The following is a 12,083-nucleotide window of genomic DNA, read 5'->3' on the forward strand; positions in this document are numbered from 1 at the left end:
CTCAGGTCAGCTGACCGAGCGTCGCCCAGAACATGGCCTCGTAGCTCTGGAGTAGGCGGCCGTATGTGTGTGCGCGTTCCTCGTCGAGGATCCCCGCGTCCAGGCCCGCCCGTACCGCCGCCGTCGCCCTCTCGTCCAGCTCGGTCGCCGGCTCGGCGAAGAAGTCGAAGAACGCGCAGGACTCGGCCTTGAAGCCGTACTCCGTGCGCAGGGCCCTCGCGATCGTCGCGCAATAGCCGCCCCACGCCGAGAAGTTGGCCGTGATCGCCAGGACCACGTCCGTCGGGGTGGCGTTCAGGGCCAGCCAGGCGACATACGCGGGGTAGGCCTGGCAGCCCGGGAGGGGCTCGTAGGCCTGGACCCGGGCCTCGTCGATGCCGCACGCCGCCGCGAACGGTTCCAGATGCCGTGACGCCAGCGCCTCGCCCTCGGCCAGCATCGTGAAGAACGCCGCCGCCTCCGGCTCCTCCCCGCCCGTTGCGCCAGATGCAGGAACGCGGTGCGGTCCGCCGGGATCACCCACCACTGTTCCAGGGCCAGCGTGGCCAGGGTGTCGAGGGGCGCCTCGCCCCGGGCGATCAGCGGGACCAGGGGGTTGGCCCGGGGGTCCGGGGCCAGCTCCGAGGTGGTCGTTCGCAGCAGTTCCGTGGCCGTGCGCGCCATCGGGTCCTCCGTCGGTTCGGATGTGGGGCTCCTGATCCGACCTTTACACGGGGGTCCCCGAGACGGAGTAGTCCGGCGCGAGATCGTCGCCCCGTCGGGTGATCGTGGGTGAACCACCCCCAGAGGTGAACCACCTTCTGACCGGGGGGCCGAAAGCCTTCCGGACGGCGAAAGCAGGCGCGGTTCATGGCGACTTTGTGCAGACCCTCGGTGTCCGTCCCAGAACACGTGATCACGATGGAGGAGACGCTGGAGCTGGCAGCCTCCCGTCACGCCGGCCATCCCCAACTGCCGCTGGCCCTCCGGCTGATCGAGAACACCGGTGTGCGCACCCGGCACATCGTGCAGCCGATCGAGGAGACCCTGAAGCACCCCGGCTTCGAGGAGCGCAACAAGGTCTACGTGGCCGAGGCGAAGGCCCGGGTCCCCGCCGTGATCCAGCGGGCGCTGGACGACGCCGAGCTGCTCACCAGCGACATCGACGTGATCGTCTACGTGTCGTGCACGGGCTTCATGATGCCCTCGCTCACGGCCTGGCTGATCAACGAGATGGACTTCGACGCCACCACCCGGCAGATCCCCATCGCCCAGCTGGGCTGCGCGGCCGGCGGCGCCGCCATCAACCGGGCGCACGACTTCTGTTCGGCCTACCCCGAGGCCAACGCCCTCATCGTGGCCTGCGAGTTCTGCTCGCTGTGCTACCAGCCCACCGACCTCGGCGTCGGATCCCTGCTCTGCAACGGCCTGTTCGGCGACGGGATCGCCGCGGCCGTGGTCCGCGGACGCGGCGGCGAGGGCATCGAGCTGGAGCGCAACGGCTCGTACCTGATCCCCAAGACCGAGGACTGGATCATGTACGACGTCCGGGCCACCGGATTCCACTTCCTGCTGGACAAGCGGGTGCCGGCCACCATGGAGCCGCTCGCCCCGGCGCTCCAGGACCTCGCGGGGTTGCACGGCTGGGACGCCGCCGACCTGGACTTCTACATAGTCCACGCGGGCGGGCCCCGAATACTCGACGACCTCAGCAAGTTCCTGCAGGTCGACCCGCACGCCTTCCGGTTCAGCCGGGCCACGCTCACCGAGTACGGCAACATCGCCAGCGCCGTCGTCCTGGACGCGCTGCGCCGGCTGTTCGACGAGGGCGGCGCCCACGACCGGGCGCGCGGGCTGCTCGCCGGGTTCGGACCCGGCATCACGGCGGAGATGTCCCTCGGCCGCTGGCGCCGGGACGACCTAGAGGCGGCATGAGTACGGCATGAGCGAAGAAACCCTGACAGAGACACTGCCCCCGGTCCGGCACTGGCCGGCCCTCGACCTCACCGGCGTCGACTTCGACCCGGTGCTGAGCGAGCTGATGCGCGAGGGTCCCGTGACCCGCGTCCAGCTGCCCAACGGCGAGGGCTGGGCCTGGCTGGTCACCCGGTACGACGACGTACGGATGGTGACCAACGACCCTCGCTTCAGCCGCGAGGCGGTCATGGACCAGCCGGTCACCCGGCTCGCCCCGCACTTCATCCCGCAGCGCGGTGCGGTCGGCTTCCTCGACCCGCCGGACCACACCCGGCTGCGCCGCTCGGTCGCCGCCGCCTTCACCGCGAAGGGCGTGGAGCGGGTGCGCGAGCGGTCGCGCCGGATGCTCGACGAACTCGTCGACGAGATGCTCCAGGACGGCCCGCCCGCCGACCTCGGCGAGGCCGTCCTCAGCCCCTTCCCCATCGCCGTGATCTGCGAGCTGATGGGCGTCCCGGCGGCCGACCGGCACGGCATGCACACCTGGACCCAGCTGATCCTGTCCTCCTCGCACGGCGCGAAGGTCAGCGAGAAGGCCAAGAACGAGATGGGCGCGTACTTCGCCGACCTCATCGGCCTGCGGGAGGGCAGCTCCGGCGAGGACGTGGCGTCCCTGCTCGGTGCCGCGGTCGGGCGCGGTGAGATGACCCTGGACGAGGCGGTGGGTCTCGCCGTGCTCCTCCAGATCGGCGGCGAGGCGGTCACCAACAACAGCGGGCAGATGTTCTACCTGCTGCTGACCCGCCCCGACCTGGCCGAACGCCTGCGCGCGGAACCGGAGATCCGCCCCAGGGCCATCGACGAACTCCTGCGCTACATCCCGCACCGCAACGCGGTCGGCCTCTCGCGGATCGCGACGGAGGACGTGGAGATCAGAGGCGTACGGATCCGCAGGAACGACCCGGTCTACGTCTCCTACCTGGCCGCCAACCGCGACCCGGACGTCTTCCCCGACCCGGAGACGATCGACTTCGCCCGCTCCCCCAACCCCCACGTCTCCTTCGGCTTCGGGCCGCACTACTGCCCGGGCGGCATGCTGGCGAGACTGGAGTCGGAGCTCCTGGTGGACGCGCTCCTGGACCGCGTACCGACCCTGAAACTGGCGGTCCCGCCGGACCAGGTCCCCTTCAAGAAGGGCGCGTTGATCCGCGGCCCCGAAGCCCTGCCGGTCACATGGTGAGCGAGGGGCTCCTGGTCCCGCCGGGCCACGGCCGGGTGGTCCAGACCCCGGCCCAGCGAGTCACCTTCAAGGTCACCGGCACCCACTCCCGCATGGCCTCCACCTTCGAGGTGGAGGTCCCGCCGGGCTTCGACGTGGGCGCCCATGTCCACACCCGCAGCGAGGAGTTGTTCTACGTCCTGGAGGGCGAGCTGGACGTCCTCGCCTTCGAGCCGAGGGTACGGACGCCGGACAACTGGCAGCGCTGGGAGTCGAGTTCGGGCAACAGGGTGGTACGAGCGACCCCGGGCACGGTGATCGTCGTACCACCGGGCTGCCCACACGCCTTCGCCAACCCGACGGACACCCCGGCAAGGATGTTCTTCCAGGCGAGCCCGCCCCCGGATCACGAGCGTTACTTCGAGGAGTTGCTCGAGATCCTGGGAAGCGGGGGCCCGCCGGATCACGCGGCGATCGAGGAGTTGCGGTCGAGGTACGACATCGAGCAGCTGACGCCGCTCAGACATCGTTAGCGGATGGGCATTCCGGACAGGGTGCGGGCGATGACCAGGCGCTGGATCTCGCTCGTACCCTCGAAGATCGTGTAGATCGCCGCGTCACGGTGCATCCGCTCCACCGGGTACTCCCGCGTGTAGCCGTTGCCGCCCAGTATCTGCACCGCCTGGGCCGTGACCTTCTTCGCCGTCTCGCTCGCGAAGAGCTTGGACATGGAGCCCTCGGCGGCCGTGAACTGCTTGCCGTTGATCGCCATCCAGGACGCGCGCCACACCAGCAGACGGGCCGCGTCGATCGACGTACGCATGTCCGCGAGCTGGAAGGCGACGCCCTGGTTGTCGATGATCGGGCGGCCGAACTGCGAGCGCGTCTTGGCGTAGTCGAGGGCCACCTCGTACGCCGCACGAGCCGTACCGACCGCCATCGCACCCACCGCCGGCCGCGAAGCCTCGAACGTGGCCATGGCCGCGTTCTTCACCCGCTCGCCGCCCGACTTGGCCCGCTCACGGGCACGCGCGAGCCGCTGGTCGAGTTTCTCCTTGCCGCCGAGGAGGCAGGAGCCGGGCACCCGGACGTTCTCCAGGACGACCTCGGCGGTGTGCGAGGCGCGGATGCCGTGCTTCTTGAACTTCTGGCCCTGGGACAGCCCCGGAGTGTTCGGCGGGACGATGAAGGAGGCGTGGCCCTTGGAGCCCAGCTCCGAGTCGACGACCGCGACGACGACGTGGACGTTGGCGATGCCGCCGTTGGTCGCCCAGGTCTTCGTGCCGTTGAGCACCCACTCGTCCTTGGCCTCGTCGTACACCGCACGCGTGCGCATGGAGGCCACGTCGGAGCCGGCGTCGGGCTCGGAGGAGCAGAACGCGGCGACCTTCACATCGTTCGCGTCGCCGTACATCTGCGGGATCCAGGTGCCGATCTGCTCCTCGGTTCCGTTGGCGAGAACGCCCACGGCGGCGAGTCCGGTGCCTACGATCGACAGGGCGATGCCCGCGTCGCCCCAGAACAGCTCCTCCATCGCCATCGGGATACCGAGCCCGGTGGGGTCGAAGTACTGCTGGGCGTAGAAGTCGAGGGAGTAGATGCCTACCTTCGCGGCCTCCTGGATGACCGGCCAGGGAGTCTCCTCACGCTCGTCCCATTCGGCGGCGGCGGGACGGATGACGTCGGCGGCGAAGCCGTGCAGCCAGTCCCGGACCTCCTTCTGTTCGTCGTTGAGCTCCATGGTGAACTCGGCCATGACCCCTCCAGCGGCGGCGCACGTGCATGTTACTAGCGGTAACTCCAGTCTGTTACTCACCGGTAGGAAAAGTCAACTCCTGATGACGCCTCGGCAGCCAGTTCGATGGTGAGGGCATGTTGAGTGTTAGTTTGCGCAGGCGTCACCGAATTAGCACGGGTGGGGAGAGCTCATGGACACCACACAGCGGACCGAACAGCAGCGGTCCGCCGACCGACGTCGGCGCGAGTTGCTGGAGGCCGCGGACAGAGTGGTGCTGCGCGACGGCCCACAGGCCTCGATGAACGCCATCGCGGCGGAAGCGGGTATCACGAAGCCGATCCTGTACCGGCACTTCGGGGACAAGAACGGACTCTACGCCGCGCTGGCCAAGCGGCACACCGACGCGCTGCTCAACTCGCTCCGGGCCGCGCTCGACGCCCCGGCGGACCGGCGGGAGCGGGTCGAGGCCACGCTGGACACGTACCTCGCGGCGATCGAGGCCCGCCCCCAGGTGTACCGCTTCCTGATGCACCCGGCGGAGGGCACACCCTCCGCCGACCAGGGCTTCGACGTCGGCAAGCACTCGGCACCGCTGCTGCGCAGGATGGGCGAGGAACTGGCCCAGGTCATCGAGGACCGGCTGGACCTCGGCCCGGAGAGCCAGCAGCTGGCCCGTGTCTGGGGCCACGGCATCGTCGGCATGATGCACGCGGCGGGCGACTGGTGGCTCGGCGAACGCCCGTGCTCGCGGGCGGAGTTGGTCCGCAGCCTGGCCGACCTCCTGTGGGGCCGGCTCGCGGCGGCGGGCGACAGGATCGGCGGTCCCGGGTTCTAGCTCCGGTGCCAGGAGGATCGCGCCACCTGTCGCATCAGGCGTCGGTGGCGCAGTCCCGTCAGGTGGTCGGCGTAGACCCTGCCCTCAAGGTGGTCGCATTCGTGCTGCAAACACCTCGCAAAGAAACCCGTGCCGTGCACGGTCACCGGCTCCCCGGTCGCCGTGAAGCCCTCGACGACCGCATGGTCGTACCGCTCCGTCCCCGCCTCCAGGCCCGGCAGGGACAGACAGCCCTCCGGGCCGCGGAGCACCACTCCGTCGGCCTCGACGAGGCGGGGGTTCACCACGTGACCCAGGTGGCGGACGTCCTCGTCGTCGGGGCAGTCGTACACGAACACCCGCAACGACTCGCCGATCTGGTTCGCGGCGAGGCCCACTCCCTGTGCCGCGTACATCGTCGCGAACAAGTCCTCCACGAGCGACACCAGTTCGGAACCGAAGTCGGCGACCTCGTCGCACGGGGCGTGCAGTGCCGGGTCCCCCAGCAGGGTGAGAGGCCGGACACGCCCGCGGGTGCCCGGAATGGAGCCGTTTCGCATGGCCGCAAGGGTACGGCGGTTCGGGAGCGTGAACAGATCTCGATAGGCTGAGGTCCACACCACGTTGCCGTCAGGCAGAGGCGCGGCGCGTACGCAAGGAGGATCGAGAACTGATGTCAGGCAACTCGGACCCGCTCACGCCGCGGGCCAAGCTGGCCGTGACCGCGGGCAAGGCGGTCGCGGCGGCGTCGCGAGCCGCGGGGCGCGGCAGCGGTTCGGTGATCGGTGGCCGGGTGGCGCTCAAGCTCGACCCCGACCTCCTGGCGCGGCTCGCCCAGCACCTGGACGTGGTCCTGGTCTCGGCGACCAACGGCAAGACCACGACCACCCGGCTCATCGCGGAGGCCCTCGGCGCCGCCGGCCCGGTCGTCTCCAACGCGCTCGGCGCCAACATGCCGGCCGGCATCACCTCGGCCCTCGCGGGCGGTTCGGACGCCAGGTACGGCGTCATCGAGGTCGACGAGAAGTACCTCGCGGGCGTGGCCCGGGACACCGACCCGAAGTGCATCGCCCTGCTCAACCTCTCCCGCGACCAGCTCGACCGCGCCGCCGAGACCCGCATGCTCGCGGAGAACTGGCGCGAGGGCCTCGCGGGCTCGAAGGCCGTGATCGTCGCCAACGCCGACGACCCGCTGGTGGTGTGGGCCGCCTCTTCCTCGCCCAACGTGATCTGGGTCGCCGCCGGCCAGATGTGGAAGGACGACGCCTGGTCCTGCCCGTCCTGCGGCGGTGTGATGCAGCGGCCCGGCGACGACTGGTTCTGCGGCGAGTGCGGCTTCCGGCGGCCGACGCCCAGCTGGGCGCTGTCCGGCGACCACGTCCTCGACCCGCACGGTTCCGCCTGGCCGATCCACCTCCAGCTGCCCGGCCGCGCCAACAAGGCCAACGCCGCCTCCTCGGCCGCCGTCGCCGCCGTCTTCGGCGTGCCGCCGCAGGTCGCCCTCGAGCGCATGTACCAGGTGCAGGCCGTGGCCGGCCGCTACGACGTGGTCCAGTTCCAGGAGCGCGACCTGCGGCTGCTGCTCGCGAAGAACCCGGCGGGCTGGCTCGAAACGTTCAGCCTTATCGATCCTCCACCCACCCCGGTGATCCTCTCGGTGAACGCCCGCGGCGCCGACGGCACCGACACCTCCTGGCTCTGGGACGTCGACTACACGCGCCTGTCCGGCCACCCGATCTGCGTCATCGGCGACCGCCGGCTGGACCTCGCGGTGCGTCTCGAGGTCGCGAACCAGAACTTCCAGGTGTGCGAGAACCTCGACCAGGCGGTGCAGATGAGCCCGCACGGCCGGATCGAGGTCATCGCCAACTACACCGCCTTCCAGGACCTGCGCCGCCGCGTCGGCAACTGAGAACTCAGGGGACTTTTGTGAGCGACAACAGCCTGCGGGTCGTCTGGATCTACCCCGACCTGCTCAGCACCTACGGCGACCAGGGCAACGTCCTCGTCGTGGAGCGCCGGGCGCGGCAGCGCCGTCTCGACGTGGCCCGCCTCGACGTGCGCAGCGACCAGCCGATCCCGACCTCCGGCGACATCTACCTCATCGGCGGCGGCGAGGACCGTCCGCAGCGGCTCGCGGCCGAGCGGCTGCGCCGGGACGGCGGACTGCACCGGGCCGTGGAGAACGGCGCGATCGTCTTCTCGGTCTGCGCCGGCTACCAGATCCTCGGCCACGAGTTCATCAACGACCTCGGCCAGCGCGAGCCGGGCCTCGGCCTGCTCGACGTGGTCTCGGTGCGCGGCGAGGGCGAGCGGTGCGTCGGCGACGTGCTCGCCGACATCGACCCGCGCCTCGGCCTGCCCTCGCTGACCGGCTTCGAGAACCACCAGGGCGTCACCCACCTCGGCCCCACGGCCCGCCCGTTCGCCCAGGTCAAGCTCGGCAACGGCAACGGCACGGGGGACGGCACGGAGGGCGCGTACAACGACACGGTCTTCGGTACGTACATGCACGGGCCGGTGCTGGCCCGCAACCCGCTGATCGCGGACCTGCTGCTGAAGCTCGCGCTCGACGTCAACGCGCTGCCGCCGACCGACGACCGCTGGTACGAGGCGCTGCGCAACGAGCGCATCGCAGCCGCCGAGCAGCCTGCCTGACACCTGGATGTCGGCCCTCCGCAACCAGCCCGTCTGACAGGGCGTCCGCACAGGTGAGCGGGGTCGTCCAGCAGTCGGACATACGGTGCGGCCCCGCCCCCTCCTGCCGCTAGGGTGGCGGGGTTCGAGCCGGACAGCGTGGTCCGGTGCCGACCACGCGAAGAAGGTTCTTTCGGGCTATGCGCATTGGTGTCCTCACGTCCGGCGGCGACTGCCCCGGCCTGAACGCCGTCATCCGGTCCGTCGTGCACCGTGCCGTCGTCGACCACGGCGACGAGGTCATCGGCTTCCGGGACGGCTGGAAGGGCCTCCTGGAGTGCGACTACCTCAAGCTCGACCTCGACGCGGTGGGCGGCATCCTGGCCCGCGGCGGCACCATCCTCGGCTCCTCCCGGGTCCAGCCGTCCCATCTGCGGGACGGGGTGGAGCGGGCCAAGGGCCACGTCGAGGAGCTCGGTCTGGACGCGATCATCCCGATCGGCGGCGAGGGCACGCTGAAGGCGGCCCGGCTGATGTACGACGCCGGCCTGCCGATCGTCGGCGTCCCGAAGACCATCGACAACGACATCGCCGTCACGGACGTCACCTTCGGCTTCGACACGGCGGTGGGTGTCGCCACGGAGGCGCTCGACCGCCTCAAGACCACCGCCGAGTCCCACCAGCGGGTGCTGGTCGTGGAGGTCATGGGCCGCCACACCGGCTGGATCGCGCTGCACTCGGGCATGGCGGCCGGCGCGCACGCCATCGTCGTACCGGAACGGCCCTTCGACATCGAGGAGTTGGCCAAGCGGGTCGGCGAACGCTTCGAGGCAGGCAAGCGGTTCGCGATCGTCGTCGCCGCGGAGGGGGCCAAGCCGGCCGCCGGCACCATGGAGTACGACGAGGGCGGCAAGGACGTCTACGGCCACGAGCGCTTCGCCGGGATCGCCCGCCAGCTCTCCATCGAGCTGGAGGAGCGGCTGGGCAAGGAGGCGCGGCCGGTGATCCTGGGGCACGTGCAGCGGGGCGGCACGCCGACCGCGTACGACCGGGTCCTGGCGACGCGCTTCGGCTGGCACGCGGTGGAGGCGGTGCACCGCGGGGAGTTCGGCAAGATGACGGCCCTCCGGGGGACGGATATCGTGATGGTGTCGCTGGCGGAGGCGGTGGAGACGCTCAAGACGGTTCCCGCCGAGCGCTACGAGGAAGCCGAGTGCGTGCTGTAGGGCGTACGTGAGCGAAACCGCCCCCGGTCACCACCGTGACCGGGGGCGGTTCTAGTCTGGGTCCGGACAGACAGCTCACAACCCCCACGAATCAGGAGCCGTTGGATGGATCACAGCGGGCACGGCATGACCATGGATCTGCCGCCGTTCACGCTGGGGCGGGGTCTTCAGTGGTCGGCGGACCCGTTCTTCCTCGTGGCCTGCCTGGTGGGGCTCGGACTGTACGCGTACGGCGTGGTGCGGCTGCGGCGGCGCGGGGACAAGTGGTCGGCGGCGCGGACGGTGTCGTTCGTCCTCGGTGTGCTGACCATCGGGCTCGTGATGTGCACCAAGCTCAACGACTACGGCATGGTCATGTTCAGCGTGCACATGGTGCAGCACATGATCATCAGCATGCTGTCGCCGATCCTGATCCTGCTCGGCGCCCCGGTCACCCTCGCCCTGCGCGCACTGCCCACCGCCGGCAAGGGCCGCAAGGGGCCGCGCGAGCTGCTGCTGATGCTGCTGCACAGCCGGTACATGCGGATCATCACGCACCCCGCGTTCACCATCCCGCTGTTCATCGCGAGCCTGTACGGGCTGTACTTCACCCCGCTGTTCGACTTCCTGATGGGCTCCAGGACGGGGCACATCGTGATGATGGTGCACTTCCTCGCCGTGGGTGTCGTGTTCTTCTGGCCGATCATCGGCGTGGACCCCGGCCCGCAGCGCCCCGGTTATCTGATGCGGATGCTGGAGCTGTTCGCCGGCATGCCCTTCCACGCGTTCTTCGGCATCGCGCTGATGATGGCGTCGACCCCGATGGTGGAGACGTTCAGGAACCCGCCCGCCTCGCTCGGCATCGACGCGCTGTCCGACCAGACCGCGGCCGGCGGCATCGCCTGGGCGTTCAGCGAGGTCCCGTCCGTGCTGGTCCTGCTCGCCCTGCTGTTCCAGTGGTACGGCTCCGAGCAGCGGCAGGCCAGGCGCAAGGACCGGGCCGCCGATCGCGACGGCGACAAGGAACTCGAGGCGTACAACGCCTATTTGGCCTCATTGAACGCACGAGGGCATTAAAGGCTTCGCCATTCCGCTCCATTCAGTAGCATGAAGCGCATCGGGGGTACCGCCGGGGGAGCGGTGATGACACTTCGCGTTTTTCTGCCAAGGGCCGGAATATCGGTGATTCGACGGATCGCCGTCCTGCTCGTATTCGTACTGATGCTCAGTGGCTGTGATCGAAGCACGCCACTGACCCTGGTGAAGGCGGTCTCGGCGGGGATTCCGTCCCTCGCGCCCTTCTTCGACGAGGGCAGCGGGCTGGGGCACGACTCGCCGGTCCGCTCGCAGGTCGTGCAGGGCAGCCTGCAACAGGGGGACACGCCGGGTCTCTACGGCGGCACACGCAAGCCGAACATCTGTGACGTCAAGAAACTCAAGGCGTTTCTCACGGATCCCAGGAACCATCAGAAGGCGCAGGCGTGGGCGACCGCGCTGAGCATTACGACCGATGAGATTCCCGGATATCTGGACCGGCTCACTCCTGTTCTCCTGCGTCACGACACTCTCGTGCAGAACCATGACTACAAGAAGGGAAAGGCCATCCCCTTCAACTCCCTGCTCCAGGCGGGAATCGCTATTCTCGTCGATGAACAGGGACTTCCGGCTGTGAAGTGCTCGTGCGGAAATCCGCTGCGTCCCTTCACCGGTGACACGAACCGTATTTCGGTCAAGTTCGACGACGGCAACAAGAAGTGGCAGGGATACCGGCCTTCGTCGGTGGTGGCCGTGCGGCCGGCGGCCCGGCCCATCCGGCAGCTCGCCCTGGTCGACGTGGACGATTCCGCCCGCGGTATCGAACGGCCGGTCGGCACGACGGGCTCGTCCGACAAGCCCTTCAACGCGGCCAAGCCCCGGGCGGTGCCGGTCCTCGCCGGGACGACGTTCGGGGACGCGAGCCGACAGCTCACCGACAAGGGGCTGGCGGTCGGCTACGCGGGGAAGTCGCTGCCGCCCGACGACTCGACCGTCACCGCCTCGGATCCACCGGCCGGGACCGAGCTGCCGTTCGGCCAGTACGTGACGCTGAGCGTGACCGGCGGGACGTCACCGGAGAGCGGGAGCGGGTCCGGAGGGAAGTCGGACGGTCCGTCCGGGGGTACATCCGACGGGTCGACGACTCCGCCGGAGTCCTCGTCCTCCGGGCCGTCCACGAAGCCGCCGTCGTCGGGGTCCTCAGGACCGTCGTCGGGGTCGTCCGGACCGTCCTCGCCCTCGTCGCCGGCCGGCAGCGGACCGGGTACGTCCTCCGCCCCGCCGTCCTCGTCGAGTGCGGCGCCGCCCAGCTCGGAGAAGCCGCCGTCCAGCGCGCCGCCGACGACGGTCAGCGCACCTCCGCCGCCCAGTGACCCGGTGACCAGCAGCGCGCCACCCCCGCCGAGCGACCCGGTCACCACCAGCGCGCCGGTCACCACCAGCGCGCCGCCGCCCGAGACCAGTAGCGCACCCGCCACGAGCGCGCCCGCGAGTTCCGGGGCCGCCGTCGGCGCGATCATGTAGCGCCCCCGCAGAACC

General features: G+C 69.8%; 10 protein-coding genes and 2 pseudogenes. 9 read left to right on the top strand and 3 right to left on the bottom strand.

The window, feature by feature from the left end; all coding sequences use genetic code 11:
- Position 1: 1 nt before the first annotated feature.
- Positions 2–663 (bottom strand): annotated as a pseudogene (locus tag ACQEWB_RS06580) (transcriptional regulator).
- Positions 664–843: 180 nt separating this feature from the next.
- On the opposite strand from ACQEWB_RS06580, the pseudogene ACQEWB_RS06585 reads away from it, so the two are divergent.
- From ACQEWB_RS06585 to ACQEWB_RS06595, 3 genes and pseudogenes are all read left to right on the top strand, one after another.
- A pseudogene (locus ACQEWB_RS06585) lies at positions 844–1,914 on the top strand (type III polyketide synthase); the annotation flags it as partial.
- Between the two features lie 7 nt (positions 1,915–1,921).
- On the top strand, positions 1,922–3,136 hold the full coding sequence (locus ACQEWB_RS06590) for a cytochrome P450 (protein ID WP_432828000.1): 1,215 nt from the start codon (positions 1,922–1,924) through the stop codon (positions 3,134–3,136).
- A complete protein-coding gene (locus ACQEWB_RS06595) occupies positions 3,130–3,648 on the top strand; it encodes a cupin domain-containing protein (protein ID WP_432828002.1) in 519 nt (172 codons plus the stop codon). Before ACQEWB_RS06590 ends, ACQEWB_RS06595 begins: the two co-directional genes overlap by 7 nt.
- Here the strand turns inward: ACQEWB_RS06595 and ACQEWB_RS06600 are convergent.
- Complete coding sequence (locus tag ACQEWB_RS06600; protein ID WP_432828004.1) at positions 3,645–4,871, bottom strand: acyl-CoA dehydrogenase family protein; 1,227 nt, start codon at positions 4,869–4,871, stop codon at positions 3,645–3,647. The two genes, ACQEWB_RS06595 and ACQEWB_RS06600, sit on opposite strands and share 4 nt — an antisense overlap.
- A 172-nt stretch (positions 4,872–5,043) precedes the next feature.
- On the opposite strand from ACQEWB_RS06600, the gene ACQEWB_RS06605 reads away from it, so the two are divergent.
- Positions 5,044–5,688, top strand: a complete 645-nt coding sequence (locus ACQEWB_RS06605; RefSeq protein ID WP_432828006.1) for a TetR family transcriptional regulator — start codon at positions 5,044–5,046, stop codon at positions 5,686–5,688.
- Here ACQEWB_RS06605 and def read toward each other — a convergent pair.
- Positions 5,685–6,227: a peptide deformylase gene (gene def / locus ACQEWB_RS06610; RefSeq protein ID WP_432828008.1), complete on the bottom strand. Its 543-nt coding sequence runs from the start codon at positions 6,225–6,227 to the stop codon at positions 5,685–5,687. The genes ACQEWB_RS06605 and def overlap by 4 nt on opposite strands.
- A 113-nt stretch (positions 6,228–6,340) precedes the next feature.
- Between def and ACQEWB_RS06615 the strand changes: the two genes are divergently transcribed.
- The 5 genes from ACQEWB_RS06615 to ACQEWB_RS06635 all read left to right on the top strand — a co-directional run bounded on the left by ACQEWB_RS06615 (position 6,341) and on the right by ACQEWB_RS06635 (position 12,068).
- A complete protein-coding gene (locus tag ACQEWB_RS06615) occupies positions 6,341–7,579 on the top strand; it encodes a MurT ligase domain-containing protein (RefSeq protein WP_432828010.1) in 1,239 nt (412 codons plus the stop codon).
- 17 nt (positions 7,580–7,596) lie between these two features.
- Positions 7,597–8,325 (top strand): type 1 glutamine amidotransferase, encoded by a 729-nt coding sequence (locus tag ACQEWB_RS06620; protein ID WP_432828012.1) that lies wholly within the window; start codon positions 7,597–7,599, stop codon positions 8,323–8,325.
- A 179-nt stretch (positions 8,326–8,504) separates the two neighbouring features.
- The gene (locus ACQEWB_RS06625; protein WP_432828014.1) at positions 8,505–9,530 is read left to right on the top strand and encodes a 6-phosphofructokinase; all 1,026 of its coding nucleotides are present in this window, start codon (positions 8,505–8,507) and stop codon (positions 9,528–9,530) included.
- Positions 9,531–9,635: 105 nt separating this feature from the next.
- Positions 9,636–10,586, top strand: a complete 951-nt coding sequence (locus ACQEWB_RS06630) for a cytochrome c oxidase assembly protein (protein WP_432828016.1) — start codon at positions 9,636–9,638, stop codon at positions 10,584–10,586.
- 144 nt (positions 10,587–10,730) lie between these two features.
- Positions 10,731–12,068, top strand: a complete 1,338-nt coding sequence (locus ACQEWB_RS06635; protein ID WP_432843665.1) for a DUF6777 domain-containing protein — start codon at positions 10,731–10,733, stop codon at positions 12,066–12,068.
- Positions 12,069–12,083: the final 15 nt, after the last annotated feature.

Source organism: Streptomyces sp. CA-249302, from assembly GCF_050936785.1.
Classification (GTDB): domain Bacteria; phylum Actinomycetota; class Actinomycetes; order Streptomycetales; family Streptomycetaceae; genus Streptomyces.